General features: G+C 73.8%; 21 protein-coding genes and 1 pseudogene. 7 read left to right on the forward strand and 15 right to left on the reverse strand.

The window, feature by feature from the left end; all coding sequences use genetic code 11:
• Window positions 1-7: 7 nt before the first annotated feature.
• The 3 genes from ACH4ZA_RS30320 to ACH4ZA_RS30330 form a co-directional block, all read right to left on the reverse strand.
• Window positions 8-268, reverse strand: coding sequence for a hypothetical protein (locus ACH4ZA_RS30320; RefSeq protein WP_398432519.1), 261 nt, complete (start codon window positions 266-268; stop codon window positions 8-10).
• Between the two features lie 297 nt (window positions 269-565).
• The gene (locus ACH4ZA_RS30325) at window positions 566-1,096 is read right to left on the reverse strand and encodes a toxin-antitoxin system, toxin component (RefSeq protein WP_398432580.1); all 531 of its coding nucleotides are present in this window, start codon (window positions 1,094-1,096) and stop codon (window positions 566-568) included.
• 32 nt (window positions 1,097-1,128) lie between these two features.
• Entirely contained in the window at window positions 1,129-1,782 is a 654-nt protein-coding gene (locus ACH4ZA_RS30330) for a helix-turn-helix domain-containing protein (protein ID WP_398432520.1), read from the reverse strand.
• Window positions 1,783-2,023: 241 nt separating this feature from the next.
• Here ACH4ZA_RS30330 and ACH4ZA_RS30335 point away from each other — a divergent pair, with 241 nt between their 5' ends.
• Entirely contained in the window at window positions 2,024-2,689 is a 666-nt protein-coding gene (locus ACH4ZA_RS30335; protein WP_398432521.1) for a hypothetical protein, read from the forward strand.
• A 31-nt stretch (window positions 2,690-2,720) separates the two neighbouring features.
• Here the strand turns inward: ACH4ZA_RS30335 and ACH4ZA_RS30340 are convergent, their stop codons facing one another.
• The 3 genes from ACH4ZA_RS30340 to ACH4ZA_RS30350 are packed head-to-tail and all read right to left on the reverse strand — an operon-like array spanning window position 2,721 to window position 4,907.
• Window positions 2,721-3,659 carry a PDR/VanB family oxidoreductase gene (locus ACH4ZA_RS30340; protein ID WP_398432522.1) on the reverse strand — a complete coding sequence of 313 codons (939 nt, stop codon included), beginning with the start codon at window positions 3,657-3,659 and terminating at the stop codon, window positions 2,721-2,723.
• Window positions 3,652-3,843, reverse strand: a complete 192-nt coding sequence (locus ACH4ZA_RS30345) for a hypothetical protein (RefSeq protein WP_398432523.1) — start codon at window positions 3,841-3,843, stop codon at window positions 3,652-3,654. The genes ACH4ZA_RS30340 and ACH4ZA_RS30345 overlap by 8 nt, the downstream gene beginning before the upstream one ends.
• Complete coding sequence (locus tag ACH4ZA_RS30350; RefSeq protein WP_398432524.1) at window positions 3,840-4,907, reverse strand: Rieske 2Fe-2S domain-containing protein; 1,068 nt, start codon at window positions 4,905-4,907, stop codon at window positions 3,840-3,842. Before ACH4ZA_RS30350 ends, ACH4ZA_RS30345 begins: the two co-directional genes overlap by 4 nt.
• A 266-nt stretch (window positions 4,908-5,173) precedes the next feature.
• Between ACH4ZA_RS30350 and ACH4ZA_RS30355 the strand changes: the two genes are divergently transcribed.
• Window positions 5,174-7,228, forward strand: a complete 2,055-nt coding sequence (locus ACH4ZA_RS30355; protein WP_398432525.1) for a phosphocholine-specific phospholipase C — start codon at window positions 5,174-5,176, stop codon at window positions 7,226-7,228.
• A gap of 114 nt (window positions 7,229-7,342) precedes the next feature.
• Window positions 7,343-8,161, forward strand: coding sequence for a phospholipid scramblase-related protein (locus tag ACH4ZA_RS30360; RefSeq protein ID WP_398432526.1), 819 nt, complete (start codon window positions 7,343-7,345; stop codon window positions 8,159-8,161).
• 56 nt (window positions 8,162-8,217) lie between these two features.
• Here the strand turns inward: ACH4ZA_RS30360 and ACH4ZA_RS30365 are convergent, their stop codons facing one another.
• Window positions 8,218-9,165, reverse strand: coding sequence for a hypothetical protein (locus ACH4ZA_RS30365; protein ID WP_398432527.1), 948 nt, complete (start codon window positions 9,163-9,165; stop codon window positions 8,218-8,220).
• The gene (locus tag ACH4ZA_RS30370) at window positions 9,162-9,968 is read right to left on the reverse strand and encodes a phosphatase PAP2 family protein (RefSeq protein ID WP_398432528.1); all 807 of its coding nucleotides are present in this window, start codon (window positions 9,966-9,968) and stop codon (window positions 9,162-9,164) included. Before ACH4ZA_RS30370 ends, ACH4ZA_RS30365 begins: the two co-directional genes overlap by 4 nt.
• A gap of 233 nt (window positions 9,969-10,201) precedes the next feature.
• Here ACH4ZA_RS30370 and ACH4ZA_RS30375 point away from each other — a divergent pair, with 233 nt between their 5' ends.
• Window positions 10,202-10,873 (forward strand): TetR/AcrR family transcriptional regulator C-terminal ligand-binding domain-containing protein, encoded by a 672-nt coding sequence (locus ACH4ZA_RS30375; protein WP_398432529.1) that lies wholly within the window; start codon window positions 10,202-10,204, stop codon window positions 10,871-10,873.
• A 156-nt stretch (window positions 10,874-11,029) separates the two neighbouring features.
• On the opposite strand, the gene ACH4ZA_RS30380 is transcribed toward ACH4ZA_RS30375, so the two are convergent.
• A complete protein-coding gene (locus ACH4ZA_RS30380) occupies window positions 11,030-12,178 on the reverse strand; it encodes a DUF2510 domain-containing protein (RefSeq protein ID WP_398432530.1) in 1,149 nt (382 codons plus the stop codon).
• Between the two features lie 286 nt (window positions 12,179-12,464).
• Between ACH4ZA_RS30380 and ACH4ZA_RS30385 the strand changes: the two are divergent.
• Window positions 12,465-15,179, forward strand: a pseudogene (locus tag ACH4ZA_RS30385) (ATP-binding protein).
• A gap of 355 nt (window positions 15,180-15,534) precedes the next feature.
• Here the strand turns inward: ACH4ZA_RS30385 and ACH4ZA_RS30390 are convergent.
• The 5 genes from ACH4ZA_RS30390 to pcaH form a co-directional block, all read right to left on the reverse strand.
• On the reverse strand, window positions 15,535-16,131 hold the full coding sequence (locus ACH4ZA_RS30390; protein WP_398432531.1) for a TetR/AcrR family transcriptional regulator: 597 nt from the start codon (window positions 16,129-16,131) through the stop codon (window positions 15,535-15,537).
• A 135-nt stretch (window positions 16,132-16,266) separates the two neighbouring features.
• Window positions 16,267-17,409 (reverse strand): 3-oxoadipate enol-lactonase, encoded by a 1,143-nt coding sequence (pcaD, locus tag ACH4ZA_RS30395; protein ID WP_398432532.1) that lies wholly within the window; start codon window positions 17,407-17,409, stop codon window positions 16,267-16,269.
• Window positions 17,406-18,749 (reverse strand): 3-carboxy-cis,cis-muconate cycloisomerase, encoded by a 1,344-nt coding sequence (gene pcaB / locus ACH4ZA_RS30400; protein ID WP_398432533.1) that lies wholly within the window; start codon window positions 18,747-18,749, stop codon window positions 17,406-17,408. The genes pcaD and pcaB overlap by 4 nt, the downstream gene beginning before the upstream one ends.
• Window positions 18,746-19,351 carry a protocatechuate 3,4-dioxygenase subunit alpha gene (gene pcaG / locus ACH4ZA_RS30405; RefSeq protein WP_398432534.1) on the reverse strand — a complete coding sequence of 202 codons (606 nt, stop codon included), beginning with the start codon at window positions 19,349-19,351 and terminating at the stop codon, window positions 18,746-18,748. Before pcaG ends, pcaB begins: the two co-directional genes overlap by 4 nt.
• A 6-nt stretch (window positions 19,352-19,357) precedes the next feature.
• On the reverse strand, window positions 19,358-20,131 hold the full coding sequence (gene pcaH / locus ACH4ZA_RS30410; protein ID WP_398432535.1) for a protocatechuate 3,4-dioxygenase subunit beta: 774 nt from the start codon (window positions 20,129-20,131) through the stop codon (window positions 19,358-19,360).
• Between the two features lie 326 nt (window positions 20,132-20,457).
• Here pcaH and ACH4ZA_RS30415 point away from each other — a divergent pair, with 326 nt between their 5' ends.
• Window positions 20,458-20,922: a MarR family winged helix-turn-helix transcriptional regulator gene (locus ACH4ZA_RS30415; RefSeq protein ID WP_398432536.1), complete on the forward strand. Its 465-nt coding sequence runs from the start codon at window positions 20,458-20,460 to the stop codon at window positions 20,920-20,922.
• Between the two features lie 170 nt (window positions 20,923-21,092).
• On the opposite strand, the gene ACH4ZA_RS30420 is transcribed toward ACH4ZA_RS30415, so the two are convergent.
• Complete coding sequence (locus ACH4ZA_RS30420; protein WP_398432537.1) at window positions 21,093-22,244, reverse strand: DUF3048 domain-containing protein; 1,152 nt, start codon at window positions 22,242-22,244, stop codon at window positions 21,093-21,095.
• Between the two features lie 178 nt (window positions 22,245-22,422).
• Here ACH4ZA_RS30420 and ACH4ZA_RS30425 point away from each other — a divergent pair, with 178 nt between their 5' ends.
• The gene (locus ACH4ZA_RS30425) at window positions 22,423-23,613 is read left to right on the forward strand and encodes a zinc-dependent alcohol dehydrogenase (RefSeq protein WP_319282183.1); all 1,191 of its coding nucleotides are present in this window, start codon (window positions 22,423-22,425) and stop codon (window positions 23,611-23,613) included.
• Window positions 23,614-23,639: the final 26 nt, after the last annotated feature.

Genomic DNA, 23,639 nt, shown 5'->3' on the forward strand with positions numbered 1-23,639 from the left:
GCCGCGGTCATCTGCCGGGGCACCAGCTGTGCAGCAACCGGAAGAACTCCTCCTCGTTGCCGGCGAGCCCCGCGTCGGCCAGCGCCTGCTCGGCCTCCGCCAGGACGGCGGGCGGCACCACCGGGGGCAGACGGTCGTGCGGCGGTCGCGCCGCGCCGAGGCGCTCCCCGCCGTCCTCGTCGCCGAAGGCGGCGCGCACGGTGTGCAGCAGCCGCAGGTAGGCCTGGACGGCGGTGCGTTCGCGGTCGGTCAGTACGGCAGTGGGCATCGGTCGGCTCTCCCCGTGTCGGCGTCGTCGGCTGCCACGCGCCCGCACGGCGCGTACGCCACCGTGCGGCGGCGCACCACCAGCTTGCCGCCCACCACTGACAATCCGGTGGTCCCGCACGTCGGTTCGCCCGCTCAGCGCAGCCGCCGCCCTCGCCGGCATCCGCCCGGGAAACGTCTTCTGAGCTGCGTCGAAGGCACGTGCGCGGGCTGCCGAAGGCCCGGATCGGGACGGGGTGCGACAAGGCCCGTCACCTTCTGAACGCGCCCGGCGCGCGCCCCCCGGCCGCGCCACCGCTCAGTTCTGCGGCCCCAGATACCCGAGCGAGGCCTCTATGCGGCCCGCCAGGTGGTCCCGCTGGCCGCGGCCCCTGGGTGACGAACCCGGCAGCCAGGTGCGGCACTTGCTGGCCAGCAGCAGGCCGAAGCTCTCGGCCTGCCGTTCGTCGGCCAGGTCGAAGCGGGTGCGCGCCGCCACGCTGCGGACCGTCGCCCGCAGGTCCGCCCCGTCGCTGAGTAAACGGGCCGCGACCGCGGCGCCCTCGACGTGCTGGCCGCAGTGCCCCGCCTGCATGTGCCACAGCTCGTGCCCGAGGATCACCAACTGGTGTTCGGGCGCGGTGCGTTCCTCGATGACGACGAGGTCCTGGTCGGCCATGTCGAGCCACAGCCCGCTGGCCGTGTCCGCGGGGAAGGGGGCCATCCGGAAGTGCACGGGGCGGCCGCGCCGTCTGCTCATCCCGTCGCACAGGGCGGCGTACAGGTCGGCCGGCGGGGCGGGGGCCGGGAGGGTCAGCTCCGAGACCAGTTCGCCGCTGAGCCGGCGCATTTCCTTCGCGATGCTCACGCTTCTCCCCCGGATCACGACTCGGGCCGCTTCACGCTCTCCAGGAGCATGTCCAGCCACTCGGCGACCTTGTCGCGGTGCTGGTCGGTGGGCAGTTGAGCGGCCCGCCACGCGATCCCGCGCACGCCGTGGTCCTGCAGCAGCCGCTCCAGCGGGTCCACGGCGGCGGCCGCCGCCTCCCGGGCGGCGAGCTTTTGCAGCAGTTCCTGCTCGGTGTGCTGCAGCGCCCCGGCGAGCGCCTCCGGGTCCTCCGCCGTGAGGAAGCCGGCGTGCACGCGGAAGAAGCGCTGCAGGGCGTCGCAGTGCTCCATCGTGGGACGCCGGTCGCCGTTGATGAGGGCGCCCGCCTGCTGGCGCGACATGCCGGCGCCGTCGGCGATCTCCTGTTGGGTGTACCTGCGGCCGTTCGGCTTGAGCCGCGTACGGCGCAGCAGGTCCAGGCGCTGCAGGAAACGTGCCTGCACATCGGGCTCGCCGGCGGGCCGGCCGCTCAGCAGGGCCCTGACCACGGGCTCGGGGACACCGGAGGCGACGGACAGCCGCCCGGTGCCGAAGACCTCCGTGTGCGGCACGCCGAGACGGTCGGCGAGCGCGGCGACACGGGCGACGACGGCCGACAGCAGCACCGTCGCCGTGGCGCCCGGAACCTCGAAGCCATCCTCCGCCACCGACAGGTCTCCTAGGTCTCTCACGTCCCCCTCGCCGGGACACGCCCGGCGGCACAGACGGTCGCCGTGAACTTGTGGAGAGTAGCGGGTGTTTCGAACTCACATCCAGGTCTCGCCACAACTGTGGCCAATTTCAGCCGTCAACGAGCACCGAATGCCACGATAGTTGACATGACTGCTCCTCGGCAGCAGGATCGGGGCGCCGCGTGAAGGCCGCAGAGGCAAGAGGGGTGACCTCCCGATGGCATATCAGGCAGGTGGGCAGCGGTCCGTACCGCGTCCCGTCCCCGAAGGACCCGAGGCCCAGGCGTATCTGCAGGACTGCGCCGTCTACCTGGAAGCCGTCCCCTTCCCGTCCGTCGTGGTGGACCACCGCTGGGACGTGGTGCAGTCCAACGCTGCTTTCGCGTCACTTTTCCGTGCGGTGGGCCCGCACCCGACGGCCCAGCCGGGCGACAACTTCCTGCGCTTCGTCCTCTTCCATCCCGACGCGCCCTCGGTGCTCGGCGACCACGAGGCCGGCTGGTGCCTGCCGATGCTCGCCGGCTTCGCGGCGGCCGTGGAGCGGCACGGACACGACCACGGGCTGCTGGCGATCCGCCGTGAGATCGCCCAGGACCCGATCATGGAGGCCGCCTACCGGTACGGCCTGCCGCACTGGATCCGCGCGGTCGGCGATCAGGCCGCGGAGCACGACGGGGCGGTCCGCGCGCTGGTGCATCCCGACCCGCGCTGGGGCGCCACGGACTGCCGCATCGTCGAGGACACCCCGGGGGCCCTGCGGGACATGGGGTACACGCGGCTGACGATGGTGCTGCGCGAGGTGCGCCCGGCCCCCGCCGCCCGCAGGGCGCGCGTCGGACGCGGCGCGAGCCACCTGAGCGTGGTGCCGCCGGCCGAGGCCTGAGGTCCCCCGGGGCCCGTCGGCGTCCCGCGGGTCACAGGTCGAGGACCAGTCTCCTCCCGCGGCACCGGGACACACAGATCATCATGGTCTCCCCGGCATCCCGCTCCTCGGCGGTGAGCACCGAGTCGCGGTGCTCCGGCACGCCCTCCAGCACATCGGTCTCACAGGTGCCGCAGGTGCCCTCGGTGCAGGAGAAGAGCACCTCGACTCCGGCCGCGCGCACGGTGTCCAGCACGGACACGCCCGGCGCGACCGTCACCGTACGGCCGCTCTGCGCGAGCTCGACCTCGAACTCCACGTCCGTGCCCGTGGGTTGCTCCCTGGCCTGGAACCGCTCGACGTGCAGCGCCCCGGCCGGGCAGCGCTCCTCCACCGCGTCCAGCAGCGGGCCGGGGCCGCAGCAGTAGACGAGGGCGTCCTCGGGCAGCTCGTCGAGCACCGCGGCGAGATCCAGCAGACCCGTCTCGTCCTGCGGCGCGACGGTGACCCGTTCCCCGTACCGCGCCAGCTCCCGGGTGAACGCCATGGAGTCGCGGGTGCGGCCCCCGTACAGCAGAGTCCACTCGGCGCCCGCCGCCTCGGCCGCCGCCAGCATCGGCAGCACCGGCGTGATCCCGATGCCGCCCGCGATGAACCGGTAGCGGGCCGCCGGGAGCAGGGCGAAGTGGTTGCGCGGACCGCGCACCCGGACCTTGTCGCCCTGTCTCACCTCGTCGTGCACATGGGCCGACCCGCCCCGTCCGGCCGGCTCGCGCAGCACCGCGATCCGCCACTCGCTCCGGTCGGCCGGGTCGCCGCAGAGCGAGTACTGCCGCTCCAGCCCCGGCCCGAGGACCACGTCGACGTGGGCGCCGGGCTCCCAGGTCGCCAGCGGTTCGCCCAGCGGGTGGCGCAGGGTCAGGGCGAGCACTCCGTCGGCCGCGAACTCACGCCGCTCGACGACGAGTTCGACTTCGTGGACGTCACTCATGAGGTGCTTCCCTCCGCGGCTCGTGTCCGTGCGGCTCATGTCCCTCGGGGTGGGCCAGCATCCACTCCCACATCTGCACCGGGTCCTGGGCGGCGTGCTCGGCCCCGCAGTGGCAGGTGCCGTGCAGGACGTCGGTTCCCGGGAGCCAGTCGATGCGGTAGACCTCGCCGGCGGGACCGCTCACAGGACCCGCTCCACCGGCTTGTCGCCCTCCTCCACCAGCCGGGCGAGGATGCGGCGGGCGGCGAGACCGCCGGTGTCGATGTTGATGCTCAGCTCCTGGTAGCCGGAGCGCTCCGAACCCAGCGTCCTCTGCAGCAGGTTGAGGGCGTCGACGTCCTGCATGACCACCGTGTGGTTGTTGCCGCGCAGGAACTCGGTGACCTCGTCGTCGTCCGTCGCCCAGTCCCGCGAGACCATCCAGAAGTCGTACACCCGGCCCTCGGCGGACGGGGTGATCGCGTACGTGATCTCGGTGTGGAACCCGTTCGGGTCGCTCCCGTCGGCCTCCGGCAGCACGCCCACCGGCGCGATGCGGCTGTGCAGCAGGTACAGGCACGGCGCGTGGTACTCGATGTCCTGCCACCGGGTGATCCGCCCCTCGATCCCGGTCGAACGGGCGTAGAAGGGCGGGCACGCGGCGTCGTCCATGTGCCGGCTCACCCGCACGATCCCGGCGCCCTCGTCGACCTCGGTGGTGATCGGCGTCTCGGCGACCTCGGGGGTGCCGATGTATCCGCCGTGCAGATACGTCTCGTGGGACAGGTCGAGGAGGTTGTCGACGAGCAGCCCGTAGTCCGCGTCGATCGGCTCCATGCCGCGCACGGTCGTCCAGCCGGGGGAGTCCAGATGCCGGGCGCGCGGCACGGCCACGGGGTCGGCGAGAGCCGGATCGCCGATCCACACCCACACCAGGGAGTCCTGCTCGACGACCGGGTAGGCGGTGACCCGGGCGGTGCGCGGGATGCGCTTCTGCCCCGGCACGTACACGCAGGCGCCGGTGGTGTCGTAGGTGAACCCGTGGTAGCCGCACACGATCCGGTCGCCGTCCAGCCGGCTCTCGGAGAGCGGGAAGCGACGGTGCACGCACCGGTCGTGCAGGGCGACGGGCGCGCCGTCCTCCTCGGTCCGGTAGAAGACCAGCGGCTCCCCGAGGACCGTCCGCCCGAGCAGCTCCTCGCGACCGACCTCGTGACTGTAGGCGGCGACGTACCACTGGTTCCTGGCGAAGGTCGTCATGTGCGGCATGGCTGCGGCTCCCGTCGTTGGGTGATGGCGACATAGTCCGGAAGGGCGTCACGGCGCCGCAATACCTCTTCCGCCTCACGGAAGCGCCCCCGGCCGCGGCCGACGGCCGGCGCTCTCCCGTCCTGTCGCGCGCCGCGCGTACCGCGGACCTTCACATCGGCGTCATCCGGCCCTTCCCTGACGTTCGACGCCCTTGCCACACTCCGTAGGCGCGCTTGTGCCACCACCGGCCGGCCCCTTCATCGCGTACGAGAGGTGCCTCTCCCATGTCCGAAGTCAACCGGCGCCGCTTCCTCCAACTCACGGGCGCCACCACGGCGTTCACCGCACTGTCCGGCAGCGTCGAGCGTGCCGCGGCACTGCCCGCGCACCACCGCACGGGGTCGATCGAGGACGTCGAGCACATCGTCGTCCTGATGCAGGAGAACCGCTCCTTCGACCACTACTTCGGCTCGCTCCGCGGCGTCCGCGGCTTCGGCGACCCGCGGCCGGTCACCCTCGCGAACGGCCGCTCGGTGTGGCACCAGGCGGACACCGCCGGCAAGGACGTGCTGCCCTTCCGCCCCGACGCCGACGACCTGGGCCTCGCCTTCGTCCAGGACCTCCCGCACGGCTGGAACGACGGTCACGCGGCCTTCGCCGACGGCCGGTACGACCGGTGGGTGCCCGCCAAGAGCGCGACGACGATGGCGTACCTGACGCGCAAGGACATCCCGTTCCACTACGCGCTCGCCGACGCCTTCACCGTCTGCGACGCCTACCACTGCTCGTTCATCGGCTCCACCGACCCCAACCGCTACTACCTGTGGACCGGGCACACGGGTAACGACGGCAGGGGCGGCGGCCCGGTCCTCGGCAACGACGAGGCGGGCTACAGCTGGACGACGTACCCCGAGCGCCTCGAGCGGGCGGGCGTCTCCTGGAAGATCTACCAGGACGTCGGCGACGGCCTGGACGCGAACGGCGGCTGGGGCTGGATCCAGGACGCCTACCGCGGCAACTACGGCGACAACTCGCTGCTGTACTTCACGCAGTACCAGAACGCGAAGCCCGGCGACCCGCTGTACGACAAGGCCCGCACCGGCACCGACGCGCGCGCGGGTCAGGGCTACTTCGACCTGCTGAAGGCTGACGTGCTGGGCGGGAAGCTGCCGCAGGTCTCCTGGATCGTCGCGCCGGAGGCCTTCACCGAACACCCCAACTGGCCTGCCAACTACGGGGCCTGGTACGTCTCGCAGGTGCTCGACGCGCTCACCGCCGATCCCGAGGTGTGGGCGAGGACGGCCCTGTTCGTCACCTACGACGAGAACGACGGGTTCTTCGACCACGTCGTCCCGCCCTTCCCGCCGGCCTCGGCGGACCGGGGCCGCTCGACGGCCGACGTCGGGCCCGACGTCTTCAAGGGCGACGCCGGCCATGTCGCCGGCCCCTACGGACTCGGCCAGCGCGTCCCGATGCTCGTCGTCTCCCCCTGGAGCAAAGGGGGGTACGTCTGCTCGGAGACGCTCGACCACACCTCGGTCATCCGGTTCGTCGAGCGCCGCTTCGGCGTCCACGAGCCGAACATCTCGCCCTGGCGGCGCACGGTCTGCGGCGACCTGACCGCCGCGTTCGACTTCTCCCGCAAGGACGCCCGGCGGGTCGTCCTGCCGGCGACCGGCGGCTACGCGCCCCCGGACCGCAACCGTCACCCCGACTACGTGCCGACCCCGCCGGCCCACCCCGTCCTGCCGAAGCAGGAGCGCGGCTCGCGGCCCACCCGGCCTCTCAAGTACGCGCCGCACGTGGACGGTTCGGCCGATCCGGCGGCCGGTACCCTCACTCTCGGCTTCGCCTCCGGGGCCGAGGCGGGCGCCGCGTTCCTCGTCACCTCCGGCAACCGGAGCGACGGGCCGTGGAGTTACACGACCGGGGCGGGCGCGACCGTCTCGGACACCTGGAACGCGGCGTACTCGGGCGGCTCGCACGATCTGACCGTGCACGGACCGAACGGCTTCCTGCGCGTCTTCAAGGGGCGGGCGAAGGCGGCCGGACCCGAGGTGAGCGCACGGCACGTCGGCGACGGCGTCGAGCTGACCTTCACCCACCGCGGCTCCGGCACGGTGGAGTTGAGGGTGTCCGACGGGTACGGACGCCCGGCGACGACCGTCCGGGTGCGGCCCGGCGCCGTCCTGCGGCGGGCCGTGGACCTGCGGGCGAGCCGGCGATGGTACGACCTGACCGTCACGTCCGCCGCCGATCCGGCGTTCCTCAGGCGGTTCGCCGGACACGTGGAGAACGGGCGGCCGGGCGTCAGCGACCCGGCCTTCCTCACGGACTGACCGGGGTCCGGGCGCCGTCCGCGGGCCGAGGCCCGGGACGAGGTGAGTACGGGCGATGGACACCGCATCGCGGCCGCTGGTCAGGTCCCGGTGGGCTCGGGATAGTGTGCCCCGGTGACCACGCATTCGAACACACCTGCAGGCTGGTATCCCGATCCGCACGGAGCGGCCCAGACCCTGCGCTACTGGGACGGCGCCCAGTGGACCGAGCAGACCCACGCCGAGGGCAAGGGTGTCGCTGCCCCGCACATACCGCAGCAGGCGGGGCCCGACGCCCGGGTCCAGCGTCAGGTGCAGCAGCAGGCCGGGGTCACGCCGAGCGGCCCCGGCGGCGGCACCCTGTTCAGCGAGCCGGTGCTGGTGGTGAACCAGAAGGCGAAGCTGATCGAGCTCACCAACGAGTACAAGGTGATGGACCAGCAGGGCAACCAGCTCGGCTCGGTGGTCCAGGTCGGCCAGAGCGTGCTGCGCAAGATCGTGCGCTTCTTCGGCAGCATCGACCAGTACCTGACGCACCGGCTGGAGATCCGCGACGCCCACGGCCGGCCGGTGCTGCTGCTGACCCGGCCGGCGAAGATCTTCAAGTCGCGCGTGCTCGTCGCCCGTCCCGACGGACAGCCGGTCGGCGAGATCGTCCAGCAGAACGTCTTCGGGAAGATCAACTTCGCGATCAACGCCGACGGCGGTCAGGTCGGCGCCATCAAGGCGGAGAACTGGCGGGCGTGGAACTTCGCGATCGTCGACCACGCCGGCAACGAGGTCGCCCGGATCACCAAGACCTGGGAAGGCCTCGCCAAGACGATGTTCACCACCGCGGACAACTACGTCCTGCAGATCCACTACCAGCTGCCCGAGCCGCTGCTGAGCCTCGTCGTGGCCACGGCCCTGACCGTGGACACCGCGCTGAAGCAGGACGCGCGCGGTTTCGGCTGACACCCGGCGCGACGGGTGGCGCTCCCCCGAAGGGGCGGACGCCACCCGTTCCCGCGCTACAGCGGGGTGAGGTGCTCCGGGCCGGTCGCCGGCCGGGGGAGCAGCGCCGGCTCGGCGGACGCCGTCTCCGGCCTCAGGGCCAGCACCGCCGCCACCGGGTGCTCCTCGTCCGCGTCGGCCGCCGGCTGCGGCGCGGTCCGGGACAGCAGCACCACGCCCCGCCCCGCGAGTCCGGCTCCCGCAAGGGCGAGAACCACCCCCGCGAGCCCGCCCTGGAGCCGTTCGCCGAGGAGCGCGAGGCCGATCGCCGCGGCGGCCACCGGGTTGGCCAGCGTCACCATCGCGAGCGGAGCGCCGAGACCGTCGCGGTAGGCCGTCTGCGACAGCAGCAGTCCGCCCGCCGCGAAGGCCGCGACCAGCAGTGCCACCCCGATCACCTGCATGCTCAGCAGTGAGCCCGACCGGTCCGTCGCGGCCACCGTCACCGTCTGGGTGAGCGCCGAGGCGACGCCCGAGGCGAAGCCGGACGCGGACGCGTGCCGCAACCCGGGACGGGCGCCGCGCCGGGTCAGCAGCCCGATCAGCGCGGCCGTCGCCCCCGCCACGGCCACCGCCTCCGGACCGCTGAGGACGGCCTCGGGGGCCGACCCCGAGGCCGTGACCAGGATCGCGGCCAGGCCGGCCAGGGTGAGGGCGGTGCCCCGCCACTCGGCGGCGTCGACCCGGCGTCCCGCGACCCGCGCGCCCATCGGCACCGCCGCCACCAGAGTGAGCGCGCCGAGCGGCTGCACCACGGTGAGCGGCCCGTACTTCAGGGCCACGACGTGCAGCAGCGCGGCGGCGGCGTTGAGCCCCACCGAGCACCACCAAGCCCCGTTGCCGAGCAGGCGGACCAGGCCCGAGCCGGGGTGCCGGGAGGCGAGCCGCTCCTGGGCGACCGCGGCGGCCGCGTACGCGACGGCCGAGAACAGGGAGAGGACGACGGCGGCCAGGGTGGCGTTCATCGGCCCGCTCCGGCCAGGACCGGCTGCTCGGCCGGGACGAGGGCGTGCGCGTCGCGTCCGCTCGCGGCGGCCGTGCCGGCCGTGCGCCGTGGCGCGGGGATCAGTGCCAGCGCCGCACCGAGCAGGGCGGCCGCGGCGATCGCGTCGAGCCAGTAGTGGTTCGCGGTGCCCACGATCACCAGCAGGGTGAGCAGCGGGTGCAGCAGCCACAGCCACCGCCATCGCGACCGGGTGGCGACGATCAGGCCGATCGCCACCATCAGCGCCCAGCCGAAGTGCAGCGAGGGCATCGCCGCGAACTGGTTCGACAGGTGGTCGGTCTGCGGGGGACCGTAGACGGACGGTCCGTACACGCGCGCGGTGTCCACCAGGCCTGTCGCCGCCAGCATCCGCGGCGGGGCGAGCGGGAACGCCAGGTGCAGCACCAGGGCGGCGGCGGTGACCGCGGCCAGCGTCCGCCGCGCCCACGTGTAGTGGGCCGGGCTCCGCAGGTACAGCCAGACCAGGAAGGCCAGGGTGGCCGGGAAGTGGACGGTCGCGTAGTAGGTGTTCGCGGCTTCGGCCAGGCCCTCGCCGTGCAGCAGGAGCGACTGCACCGTGCCCTCGCCGGGCAGATGCAGCCACCGCTCGACGTGCCACACGTCCCGGGCGTTGCGGAAGGCCTCGCCGGTGTGGCCCGCGGCCAGTTGCCGGCCGAGTTTGTACACGGCGAAGAGACCTGCGACGAGCAGGAGTTCTCGGACTACGGGCGGCCTCGCCGGTGTGACCGGCTCCGCTTCTGCAGGCTCCGTGCGGGCATTCATCCCCCGGCCCCTTCGCTTGACGGTGGTACGTGTGAGGCGGTGCTGCCGGGCGGAGGCTCGCGCATGCACCATCGATACGATGACGTACCGATACGCCAGTGTACCGATACGTCCGCGTACCGGTACACTGGCGTATCGATTGATGTGCGCCACACTGGAGAGCGGGCCCCGTCCGGGCCCCGCACACCGTCGGACGGGCGCGCCGAGCGGAAGAGAAGCGAGGGGGAGAAAAGATGACGTCGCAGGCCGCGGACGGGCCGGAGTCGGCCGCCGCCACGCGCCGCTCGAAGATCACGCCGGAGCGCGAGCAGGAGTTCTTCGACGCCGTCCTCGACCAGGTCCGCGAATGCGGCTACGAAGCCGTCACCATGGAGGGCGTCGCGGCGAGCACCCGCTGCAGCAAGTCCACTCTCTACCGGCAGTGGAGGACCAAGCCGCAGTTCGTCGTCGCCGCCCTGCGCTCCCGCCGTCAGGCCCGGCTGACCGGCATCGACACCGGCTCGCTCGCCGGCGACCTGCGCGAGGCCGCGCGGGCCGCGGGCCGCTGGTCCACCCATGACACCGAGCTGATGCAGGCCCTCGGCCACGCCGTCACCGGCGACCAGGAGCTCGCCCGCGCGCTGCGGGAGGCGATCGTCGCCCCGGAGATCGACGCGCTCCGGGAGATCCTGCGCCGGGGGGTGGAACGCGGCGAGATCGCGGGTGACCACCCGGCGCTGGAGTACGTCCCCGCGCAGATGTTCGGGGTGATCCGCGCCCGTCCGGTCGTCGACGGGGAGTACGCGGACCAGGAGTACCTGCTGCGGTTCGTGGAGGCCGCCGTGCTGCCGGCCCTCGGTCTCGTCGCAGGCCCGGGCGGCGACCCTTCGCGGAGGCCCTCCGGGTCCGGCCCGGGGCCCGACTGACCCGGGTCGCCGTCCACGGGATGACCGGACGGCGGCCCGTGGCGCACCGCACCGTGGGGACGGGGGCGGTGCGCACCCCCCGGCCGGGTGGGCCACCCCTGCGGGCGCAGGGGCGTCCCACCCGGCCGACCGTGTCCCGGGGGCCGCATCCGGCGGTCAGACGTCCTGTCCGCTGCCCCCGCCGGTGTACGCCTTGACGCTCTTGGTGATCGTGTCGATGACGGACACGTCCTGATCGGTGTCGAGACCGAAACGGAGCACCACGATGCGCTTGGCGTCGGCGGGCGCCGGGAACGCCAGCGACTCGACGAAGCCGTCCGCGCCCTTGCTCGTCACCGCCTTCCAGCGCACCAGATAGCCCTTCTGCCCGGCCACCGTCACCGCCTTCGAGGCGAGCACCTGGTGCGAGGTGATCGAGCCGTAGGTCGTCCCGCCGTACGACTGCTCGGCGTTGGCGGCGATGTCCGCCTTGGCGACCTCCTCGGCCGTGCCGCCCTTGGCCCCCAGCGCCTCGGCGGGCGACGAGTACACGCCCCCCTTGGTGCAGGTCTTGGTCGTGTCGCCCGGGCACTTGTAGGAGGCGTCGGAGACGACCTGGACGCCCGCGGAGATCTCCTGACCGGCCCAGCCCTTCGGGATCGGGATGCTGATCCCGTTGACGGCGTCGGTCATCGAACCGCTCTTGACCGTCGGCGGCGCGGAGCCCCGGGGCGAGGGCGACCCCCCTCCGGAGCCGCCCGACCCGCCGTCGTCCTGGCCGCCCGGGCCGCCGGGACCGCCCCGGCCGCCCGGACCCTGGGCCGTGCCACCGCCGCCGCCCGAGCCGTCGTCCTTGGCGAGCGCGTACACGCCGATCCCGATGCTGGCGAGGACGGCGACGGCGGCCGCCACGGCTATGCCCGTGCGCAGTCCGCGCCGTCGGCCGGCCGCGGGCGCCGCCGGATACCCCGGGTAGCCGGCATGCCCGGCGCCTACCGGATACGTGGCGTCGCCCGGGTACGCGGGGCCGCCGGGATACGCCGGGCCGCCCGGATAGGCGGAGCCGCCCGGATACGCCGGGCCCCCGGGGTATGCCGGCCCTCCGGGGTACGCCGGGCCGGGGTGCCCCGGCTGTCCCGCGCCGCCGGGGTGGGCCGCGGGCGCGCCGTCGACCGCGGTCTGCGCCGGCGGACCCCAAGCGGCGGCCGAGCCCGCGGCGCGGGTCTGGTCCGTCCATGCCTTGCCGTCCCACCAGCGTTCGGTGGCGGGACCGTCATTCGTCTGCCCCGGATCGGGATACCACCCGGGAGGAGTCACCTGCGTCATACCCCCACCGTATGAGGCGTCGGTGAGATCCGGATGAGAGGGAGCGCACTCCGTCGGGACCGGCCGCGGCGCCCGGACCGCCCGGGTGGCGTGAATACGACGTCAATTCGCTGCGCGTCACTCGCCGTTGACGTCATGGGGGTGCTTGCGCAGGCCCGCCCGGGCCCGCGGCGCCGCGAGCCGTCACCCGTCGAGCGGGACCTGCGCGGACAGCCCTCCGCGCGAGCCCTCGGAGAGCTACGCTCGACGTCGGTACGTCGTTCGGGCGACTTGGGGAGGTAGCGGGATGACGGAGGTCAGGCCGGCGGCGGCCGCCTCGGCTTCCCTGTGGGAGCGCGACGCGGAGGTCGCCGCCATCGCGCAGGCGGTGGAGACGCTCTGCGCCGACCGGTCCTCCACGGGTCACCTGCTGGTGCTCCGCGGCGAGGCCGGATTCGGCAAGACCGCCCTGCTGGCCGAGACGCGTCGCATCGCCGAGGCCCGCGGCTGCGCGGTCTGGTCGGCCCGCGGCGGCGAGACGCTGAGGTCCGTCCCCTTCAACGTGGTGCGGCAGCTGCTGCAGCCCACCCTGATGTCCCTGCACCCGGAGGAGGCCCGCGAATACCTCGGAGACTGGTTCGGCATCGCCGGTCCCGCCCTCGGCATCGTGGAACCCGGCGAGGGCCACGCCGACCCGCAGGGCGTGTGCGACGGCCTCGTGGCCGCGGTCACCCGGCTGGCCAGGCGGGACTACCCGCTCGTGCTGCTCGTCGACGACGCGCACTGGGCCGACCAGGAATCCCTGCGCTGGCTGGCCGCCTTCGTGGAACGCCTCGACGAACTCCCGGTCCTGATCGTCGTGGCCCGCAGGCCCGGCGACGTGAGCGGCGACGCCGCCCGGCACCTCGACGCCGTCGGCGAGGCCGCGGGCCGCGCCGTCACCAGCCTCAGCGCCCTGACCCCGGCCGCCGTCGCCGGCCTCACGCGGGCCACCCTCGGCGAGCACGCGGAGGCGTCCTTCTGCCGTGAGGTGTGGGCCGTCACCGACGGCAACCCGTACGAGACCGTCGAACTCCTCGCCAAGGTCCGCGACCGCGAGCTGACGCCGAGCGAGTCCTCGGCCGCCGAACTGCGCGCCCTGAACCGGGCTGCCCGCGGCGGAGGACTCGTCGACCGCCTGGAGAAACTCGGCGTCGACGCCACCAAGTTCGCGATGGCGGCCGCGATCCTAGGCGCCGACATCTCCGTCGCCCAGGCCGCCCGGCTCGCCGGACTCGGCCGTGACGACGCGGTGCGCTGCGCCGAGCTGCTGCGCAGCGCCCGCATCCTCACCGAGCCCGACCCCGCCGCCGCCCCGGCCGAGGACGGCGACCTGGAGTTCGTCCACCCGCTGATCGCCTCCGCCGTCTACGACTCCATCCCCGGCGGCCTGCGCACCGCGATGCACGGCATCGCCGCCCAGGTGGTCGCCGACGCCGGGAAGGGTCTCGCGGCCGCCTCCCGGCATCTGCTCCAGGTGCACGAGGAGGGCGACGAGGAGCTCGTCGAGCAGCTGCGCGAGGCCGCCCGGGAACACCTCGCCGTCGGCGCCCCCGACGCGGCCCGCCGCTGTCTGGAGCGGGCGCTGCGCGAACCGCCCGCGCCCGACGTCCACGCGCGCGTGCTGTACGAACTGGGCTGCGCCACCCTGCTCACCGCACCGGCCAGGACGATCGACCACCTCCGCAAGGCGCTGGCCCTGCAGGGGCTCGACGGCGACGAGCGGGTCGACGCGGTCTTCCGCCTCTCCCAGGCGCTGCTGCACAACGACCAGCTGGAGGAGGCCGTCCGCACGGTCGAGGCGGAGGCCGCCCGGCACGCGCCCGGGCCGGCGCGCATGCGGCTGCAGGCCGTCCAGTTCATGTGGGAGGGCGTCCACGCGGGCGACCCGGCTTCCGCCCGCCGCTCCGAGAGGCTCGCCTCCCTCGCGTCCTCCTGCACCGGCCGGGACGACTCCGAGCGCGCCCTGCTCATCCTGCGCGGGTTCGACCTGATGACCCACGGCGAGAACGCCGAGGAGGTCGTCGAGTTCTGCGACCGCGCCCTCGTCAACGGCCGCCTCGCCCCCGGGCTCGGCTGGACCGACCAGGAGTGGGGCATCGAGCTGCTGATGATGCTGGCCAGCTCCTACGCCTACACCGACCGGCTCGACCGCGCGGACGCCCTGTTCAACGAGGCCCTGCGCGCCTATGTGTCGGCCGGCTGGAGCGGCGGTCACCTCGCCCTGGCCCACGCCTACCTCGGCCTCGGGCTGCGCCGCAGGGGGCGTCTGAAGGAGGCGGAGGAGTCGCTTCGGGAGTCCCTGCGCCTCGCGGAACGCGTCGGCCGCGGACTGCCGTTGTACTGGTCGGCGACCTGCAACCTGGTCGACACGCTCCTGGTGCGCGGCCATGTCGACCGGGCCTGGGAGGTGGCCGAGCAGTACGGCTTCGCCCCGCCCTACCCGTCGACGATCGTGCTGCCCGACCCCCGGTCGGTGCGGGGCCGGCTGCTGCTGGCCGTCGGCCGGGTCTAGGAGGGCGTCAACGAGCTGGAGGAGGCCGAGAAGGCGGCTGCGGCCCGCGGTCACCTCAATCCGGTGATGGCGCCCTGGGCCGTCGAGCTGGCCCGGGCTCTCGCCGTGGAGGACCCGGCACGGGCGAGCCGGCTCGCCGCCGAGGCCCGCCGTCAGGCCGAGCGCTTCGGCACCGACACCGCGATCGGCGAGGCCCTGCGCTGCGCCGCCGCCCTGGAGACCGGGCAGCGTGCCGTACGGCTGGCCCAGCAGGCGGTCACCTACCTGGAACTGTCGCCCTGCCAGTACGAACACGCGGCCGCGCGGGTCGAGTACGGCATCCTCTCCCGCTCGGTCGCCGAGATCGGCCGGGGCCTGACGCTGGCCCGCTCCTGCGGCGCGGACGGCCTGGTGGAGAAGGCGCAGCAGGCCCTGCAGAAGCTCGGCGCACCCCAGGTCGGCCTGGTCCCGGGCCAGACCAGGAGGTAGGAGCGCCGCCGACGACGCCGTGCGCCTGCCTCCGGACGTGCGGCGGCTGCCGGGTGCGTCCGGTGAGCGGGGGCGGGGACTTGTCCGTCGGGTCCTGCGCGGCGGGGACACGTCCTGCGGGTCCCGTGCGTGTGGGGGGATGCCGACCCGTGCGCGTGGTGCGGGCTCCGACGGGCCCTGGCGCGGCGGTACTTCGCGCCGCGCGACGGGGGTGACGGCCGGTCATGACGCCCCGTCGGCATCGACGCAGGGGACGCCTGTCCGGGTCGGGGCTTTCAGGTCGGGGCTCCGGCGCGTCGGGCGTGGGACGCGCGAGGCGACCGGCGTCTGGACGGGGGAGCCCTCCTGCCGTCCGTCAGTCCGGGGCCGGACGGCCGAGCGCGCCGGCGACGACCGCTTCGAGTCGACGCGCCACTCGGTCCAGCGGGGCCGTGCTGCGCTTGGCGCGGCACATGGCGATGGCGCCCTCGACGGACGCCACGATCAGGGCCGCCAGCTCCGGCGCGCCGTCGGGGTCGGCCCCGTGTGCCCGCAGCGCCTGCGTGAGCAGCCGCTCCCACTCCTCGAACGCCTCGGCGGCCGCCGTCACGGCCGGCGGGATCTCGTCGGCCGGCGGCTCCTCGACGGAGACGGCCAGCACGGGACACCCGGCCCGGAAGTCGCTCGCGACGACGATGTCCCGCCACAGGGCCAGGAAGGCCCGCAGACCGGCGGCCGGGCCCGCCTCGAGTTCCTTGCGCAGGACGCGGGCGACCGCCCCTCCCGCGTACCGCACCGCCTCCGTGGCCAGCTGCTGCTTGCCCTCGGGGAAGTAGTGGTAGGTCGAGCCGAGGGGCGCCTCGGCGTGCTTGGCCACCTCGCGGATGCTCGCCGCGTTCAGACCGCGCCTGCTGATCAGGTCGGCGGCGCCGGCCACGATGCGATCGCGTGACGGCGCACTGGATCGAGCCAAGGCCGTGCTCCCTTCCGACTCCACTTGCTATGACGATCGTCATAGTCTAGCGCGGCCGTCCGTCCCGCCGGGCGTCACGGCGCGGGTACGCGTCCGGGCACACGGCCGGACGGCGCCTGCCCGCCCCTGACCGTCTCACCCCGTCACCCCCTCACCACCTGCCTCGTCCTCCTCGGCCAGTACCCGCTGGGCCGTGGCGAAGGCCGAGTTCGCGGCCGGGACCCCGCAGTAGACGGCCGTCTGGAGCAGCACGGCGCCGATCTCCTCGGGGGTGAGGCCGTTGCGGCGGGCCGCCCGGACGTGCATGGCCAGCTCGTCGTAGTGGCCGTGCGCCACCAGCGCGGTCAGGGTGATCATGCTGCGCTCGCGGCGGTCGAGCGTCGGGTCGGTCCAGATCTCCCCCCATGCGTAGCGGGAGATGAAGTCCTGGTAGCGGGCGGTGAACGCGTTCTGCCGGGACTGGGCCCGGTCCACGTGGGCGTCGCCCAGCACCTCGCGCCGAACCTCCATGCCCCGCTTCGCCGGGCCGTTCAGATGTGCCCGCAGCGCGGTCAGCACGGCCTCGGGGCACTGTGCGGGGGCGAGGTGCGAAGCCCCCGGGAGTTCGACCAGCGTGGCGTCCGGCACCGCGTCCGCGATCTCCCGCAGATGCGCCGGAGGCGTCGCCGGGTCCTGGCGGCCGGCGATCAGCAGGGTCCGTACGGCGATCTCCGGCAGCCGCTCGCGCAGATCGAACGCGGCCAGCGCGTCACAGCACGCGGCGTATGCCTGCGGGTCCGCCGCGCGGTGGTCCGCGATCAGCTCCGGCACGGTGAACCCCGGCGTGAACCACCGGGCGTCCGCGGTCCGGGCGAGCTCCGCCAGCCCTTCCCGGCGCACCAGCGCGGCCCGCTCCTCCCACGGCCGCGCCCCGTTGAAGTGCGCGGACGAGCAGATCACCGCCAGCGACGACACCCGGCGCGGGTGGTGCAGCGCCAGATGCATGCCCACCGCCCCGCCCAGGGAGACGCCCGCGTACGCGAACCGCTCCAGACCGAGGGAGTCGGCGAGCGCCAGCACCAGGTCGGCGAGGTCGCCCACGGTGGCTCCGGGGCCGATCAGACCGGCGGCCGAGCCTCCGTGCCCGGGCAGGTCCCAGCGGACCACCCGGTGGGTGGCGGACAGTTCGGGCGCGACCCTGCCCCACACGGCGTACGAGGCGCCGAGGGAGGGGCCGAGCAGCAGCGGGGGGCCGGAAGCCGGGCCCTCGGCGTGGTGGTGGAGAAGGCTCTCGGTCAACGTCGCTCCAGCGCACGGTCGGTGAGGGCTCCGGCGGAGCCGGTGTAGCGGGCGGGGTCGGTGAGGTCGCCGAGGTCGGTCCCGGCCAGCTCCGGTTCTTCGGCGAGGAGCCGGCCCAGCGGCACGTCTTCGGCGTAGGCGCGCCGGGCGAGTTCCGTCAGCAGCTCCTTCGCGCGGGGGCGGCCGAGCAGCGCCGACAGCTCGGCGGACAGCCGCTCGGAGACGATCAGCCCGTGCGTGAGACCGAGGTTCGAGCGCATCGCGTCCGCGTCCACCCGCAGCTCCTCGGTGAGTTCGGCCGCGTCCCGGGCGGCTCCGCCGGTCAGTCGCAGCAGGTCCCGCAGCGGCTCCCACTCGGCGTGCCAGGCGCCGGCGGGGCGCTCGTCCTCGCCGGCCAGCGAGCCGTAGAGCACGGCCGCGAGCTGCGGGGCGCGCCGGGCGGCCGCCGCGATCAGCGTCGAGCGCACCGGGTTCGCCTTGTGCGGCATGGCCGAGGATCCGCCGCCGCTGCCCTCGGCCACCTCGCCGATCTCGGTGCGGGCGAGCGTGAGGACGTCCGCCGCGATCTTACCGAGCGCGCCCGCGGTGAACGCCAGGCAGCCGGCGAGGTCGCCGACCGGTGTGCGCAGGGTGTGCCACGGCAACAGGGTTGCGCTGAGGCCGAGTTCGCGGGCGAAGGCGGCGGGCAGCGCGGTTGCGTCCTCGGCGCCGTACGCCGTGAAGGCGGCCAGGGTCCCGGCGGCGCCGCCGAGTTGGGCGGGCAGCGAGTGCCGTACGGCCGTCACCCGGTCCCGGGCGTCCAGCACCAGGGAACGCCATCCGGCCGCCTTCAGCCCGAACGTGGTCGGCACCGCGTGCTGGGTCAGGGTCCGCCCCGGCATCGCCGTGTCCCGGTGCGTCGAGGCGAGGCGGGCCAGTGCGCTCTGGGTGCGGTCGAGGTCGCCCAGGACGAGGTCGAGCGTGCGCACGGCGACCAGCATCGCCGCCGTGTCCATGATGTCCTGGCTGGTCGCGCCCCGGTGGACGTACGGGCCGTACCGGTCGCCGGCCGCTGCCGTCAGGTCGGCGACCAGGGGGATCACCGGGTTTCCGCCGCCGCGGGCGCGCTCGGCGAGCGAGTGCACGTCGAAGCCGTCGCCCTGCGCGGCCGAGGTGACCGCCGCCCCGGACCCCTCCGGGGCCAGCCCCAGCGCCTCCTGGGCGCGGGTGAGTGCGGCCTCCGCGTCGAGCAGCGCCCGCAGCCAGGCCCGGTCGTCGGTGGCACGGGCGGCGGGGGAGCCGGTCCACCCGGGGGAGAGCAGGCCGGTCCCGTACGGGACGTCGGATGGCGCAGATGTCACTGGAACTCCAGGAAGACCGTCTCGCCCTCGCCCTGAAGGCGGATGTCGAAACGGTAGGCGCCGAGCGGGCCGTCCGTGGCGATCAGGGTGTCGCGCCGCGCCGGGTCCACCCGTCGCAGCAGCGGGTCGGCGGCCAGCGCGGCCTCGTCGCCGGGGAGGTAGATCCGGGTGTAGAGGTGCACGAGCAGGCCGCGCGCGAACACGCAGACGCTCAGGTACGGGGCGCTGAGCCCGCGCGCGCCGGGCCGCAGCGTGCGCGCCGACCAGTGGCCGTTCGCGTCCGTCTGGATCCGTCCCCAGCCGGTGAACTCCACGCCGTTGCGGCCGAGGAATCCGCCGCTCGACGGGTCGCGCCGCATCGAGCCGTCGACCTGCGGGACGTTGCCCTCGGGGTCCGCGCCCCACAGCTCGAGGAACGCGTCCGGCAACGGGTTGCCCTCACCGTCGTACACATACCCCTGGAGCGTGATGGTGTCCGGGTGGCCGGCCGGGGCGATGTCGCCGCCGCCGGGGAACGGCAGCGCGTGGCCGTAGAAGGGGCCGACCGTGTGCGACGGCGTGGGCAGCACGTTCTCCGGACGGCTCGTGTCGATCTTCGTCATGGCAGTTCAGCGTCCTTCTTCGATCCAGGTGGCGTGCGGCCCGTCGAGCACGATGTCCCAGTGGTAGCCCATGGAGAACTCGGGCACCGAGAGGCTGTGGTCGTAGGTGGCGACCAGTCGCTGCCGCGCCGCGTCGTCCGTGACCGACTGGATGATCGGGTCGTACGGGAACAGCGGGTCGCTCGGGAAGTACATCTGCGTCACGAGCCGCTGGGTGAACGCCGTGCCGAACAACGAGAAGTGGATGTGGGCCGGCCGCCACGCGTTGAGGTGCTGGCGCCACGGGTAGGGCCCGGGCTGGATCGTGGTGAAGCGGTAGAAACCGGTGTCGTCCGTCAGGGTGCGGCCGACGCCCGTGAAGTTCGGGTCCAGCGGCGCGTCGTGCTGCTCGCGCTGATGGGCGTACCGCCCCGCCGAGTTGGCCTGCCAGATCTCGACCAGCTGACCGCGGACCGGATGCCCGTCGCGGTCCAGCAACCGCCCGGAGACCGTGATCCGTTCGCCGACCGGTTCGCCGGTGTGCTGCCGGGTGAGGTCGTTGTCGATCTCCGTGATGTCCCGCTCGCCGAAGGCGGGGGAGGACAGCTCCACCAGCTCCGGGTCCTGCGTCACGTCGATGGTGACCGGCGGCTGCTGCGGGTGGCGCAGGACGGACGAGCGGTACGGCGCGTAGTCGCGCCGCGGCTGGTGCTCCACGGGCGCACCGTCGGCGAGCCGCTTCGCGTAGGCGGCATGCTCGGCCGCGATCTCCAGGTCGATGTCGGCTTGCGTGAGGGTCATGGCGTTCTTCCCGTGTTTCCTAGGGTGCGAGGACGACGACGAGGGCGGGGCCCCGGACCGCGCCGTTGCGCAGGAGGGCGACCACCTGGTCCATCCGGGAAGCCTCTCTCCGTGCGTCCGGGCCCTCAATTAATCAGGGTACTGATGATTATTTCGAGGATTCCCCTACGCTGCCATCGGGTGGTCACCTCGTCAAGAGGCCAGACGGGAGCGTTGAGTGGGAGCCGGCGGGATAGGAGATCCGGTCGACGAGGGCGGGTATTGTTCAGTGCACCGATGAATTCCCGGGACCGGGATGGACGTCGAACCCACGCAGAGGAGCGCACATGGCCGCGGTGGACCTCACCAGCCACCCCGGGCACCTGGCCCGGCGGCTGCAACAGGCGCACTACCTGTTGTGGAACACGATGGTCTCCGAGGAGATCACCTCCCCGCAGTTCGCGGTGCTCAACGCGCTCGTCGCCGAGCCCGGCCTCGACCAGCGCACGGTGGGGGAGCGGGTGGGGCTCGACCGCTCCACCGTCGCCGAGGTGATCAGCCGGCTCATCCGCCGGGGACTCCTCGACAAGGTCCGCGACCCGCAGGACGGCCGCCGCTACCTGCTGGGACTCACCGAGGAAGGGCTGCGCACCCACCGGAGACTCACCGTGCGCACGGCCCGGATGAACCAGGTCTTCCTCTCGCCCCTCTCGGCCGAGGAGCAGACGGTGTTCCTGGAACTCATCCAGCGGGTGTCGGACGCGGCCGAGGGGCTGCGCAACCCGGGGGAGCAGCAGACCGCCCCGTCCTGATCGGCCGGCACGTCCGTCCACGGCGGCACGTCCGTCCACGGCGGCACGTCCGTCCACGGCGGCACGTCCGTCCATGGCGATACATCCGTCCCCTGTGGGCTGCTCCGGGCTCCGCGCCCGCGCGCGCCGCCGCTCCGGGCGCGCCGCCGCGTCCCGGTCCGGCCGGGCGGTCACGGCGCGTGCGCGGCGTGCGGGTCGTCCGGTGACGCGTGCGCGGCCGGTGACGCGTGCGGCGCCGAGGCCGCGGAGGCCGGGGAGGAGGACGAGGCCGCGGACGAGGCCGTGGAGGCGTTCGCGAAGACCACCCACACCTGACCCCGGGCGAAGGCGACCGGTGCGCCGTCCGCCGTGGTGAAGTCGGTGCCCGCCGTCGCCTTGGCGCGCTTCCAGTTCACGTCGTAGGCACGCCCGCCCCGCAGCACCTGCGCCTTTCCCGAACCCACCGTCTCGGTGTACGGCGTGTTGTTGCCCAGGAAGTCGTGGAAGCGCGACGCGCGCACCTTGACGTACTGCACGACCACCGTGGCCGGCGCCAGGGGATGTCCGTCGCTCGTGCGGGTCGCCGCGCCGTCCGTCGAGACCAGCCAGCCCGCCCTGCTCGCGGACCAGGTGAAGGTGAAGCGGGCGGCCGGGAAGCGCACGGTGCGCGAGGCCGCCGCCGTGCCGCCCGAGGGCGGTGATCCGTACCGGAACCCCGTGGTCAGCGCGGCGGCGCCGGGAGCGGAGTGCAGCAGACCCCCCGGGCGCAGAAACAGGTTGTGCGGCGCCGCGCGGTCCGCCCCGCGGACGTACGCGCCGGACGCGTCGGAGGGCGTGACGGCGTCCAGTGGCGCCCTGTCGATCAGCGGCAGCAGCCTGCCCTGCGCCCCGGAGAACGCCAGCACCGGCTGGTGGAACTGGCGCAGCAGCTCCAGATCGGACTCGCGGGCGCTGCGCACCGGACCGACCGCCTTCGGCAGTCGCGTGGCGTACACCGCCATCAGCCGGCTCAGTCCGCCCTCGACCTGTTCCACGTACACGACGTCGGCCGCGTCGAGACCGGTCTGCGGGCGGGCTGCCGGCGCGTTGTCGATCTTCACGGCGAGCACGGGGGCGATGACGGCGCTCGGGCGGTCCCCGCCGGGGCTCGGACGGTGCGACGCGCTGCGCCCGTCGTCCCCCGAGGGCTCCCGGGACGTCGTGCAGCCCGCCGTGAGCGAGACCGCCAGAGCGGCGGCCAGCGCCGAGGCCAGCAGCGCCGCCGCGGCCGGGGGGCGTCCCGCGCGCACCGCGCGCGCGGGACGTCCGGAGCGTTTCGGACGACTCGGATCTCTCGCGCTCATCGTGTCCACCCCGTTCGGTGTCTCGATTGTGCGCTCGTCCGGCGACGGCGGCCATCCGTGACCGTGGGCGGCCGTCGCCGCGGTTCGGGGACGGCGGCTCGGGTACCCGGGCGGCAGCCAGGACCCGGAGCCCCCGGACCCGCCGGGACGGACCGGCCGGCGGAGGGAGTGCGGCACGATGAAGGCTGTGACCTGGCAGGGCAAGCGGGACGTGCGGGTGGACACCGTGCCCGACCCGACCATTCAGGAACCGACGGACGCCGTCATCCGCATCACGTCCACCGGACTGTGCGGCTCCGACCTGCACCTGTACGAGGTGCTCACCCCGTTCATGACCCCGGGCGACATCCTGGGTCACGAGCCCATGGGAATCGTCGAGGAGGTCGGCGCGGCCGTGCCCGACCTGAAGGCCGGCGACCGGGTCGTGGTGCCGTTCCAGATCGCCTGCGGCGACTGCTGGATGTGCCTGAACTCCCTGCCCACCCAGTGCGAGACCACCCAGGTCAGCGGCGAGGGCATGGGCGCCGCCCTGTTCGGCTACACCCGGCTGTACGGCGCGGTGCCGGGCGCCCAGGCCGAGTACCTGCGCGTGCCCCAGGCCCAGTTCGGCCCCATCAAGGTGCCCGAGGGCCCGTCCGACGACCGCTTCGTCTACCTCTCCGACGTCCTGCCCACCGCCTGGCAGGCGGTCGAGTACGCGGACGTGCCGGAGGGCGGCAGCGTCGCCGTGCTGGGGCTCGGCCCCATCGGCGACATGGCCTGCCGGGTGGCCCAGGTGCGCGGTGCGGGCCGGGTCTTCGGGGTGGACCTGGTCGGCGACCGGCTGCGCCGGGCCCGCGCACGGGGCGTGGAGACGTACGACCTGCGCAACTTCGACAGCGAGAAGGAACTGGTCGCCGCCATCCGCGACGAGACCGACGGCCGCGGCCCGGACGCCGTGATCGACGCCGTCGGCACCGAAGCGCACGGCAGCGCGGCCGCCCGGATGGTCCAGAACGCCTCCGCACTGCTGCCGCGGAAACTCAGCGGCCCGCTTTCCGAGCGTTTCAGCATCGACCGGCTCGCCGCCCTGCACACCGCCATCGAACTGGTGCGCCGAGGCGGCACGCTCTCCCTGGTCGGCGTCTACGGCGGCATGGCCGATCCGCTGCCGATGCTCACCATGTTCGACAAGCAGCTCCAGATCCGCATGGGGCAGGCGAACGTGCGCCGCTGGACCGACCGGATCCTGCCCTATCTCACCGACGACGACCCGCTCGGCGTCGACGACTTCGCCACCCACCGGCTGCCGCTGGCGGATGCACCGCACGCGTACGACATGTTCCAGCGCAAGCAGGACGGCGCGGTGAAGGTCCTGATGACGCCGTAGGCCGGGCCGCGCGGGACACCGCATGA

It is taken from the genome of Streptomyces sp. NPDC020597 (genome assembly GCF_044335095.1).
Classification (GTDB): Bacteria; Actinomycetota; Actinomycetes; order Streptomycetales; family Streptomycetaceae; genus Streptomyces.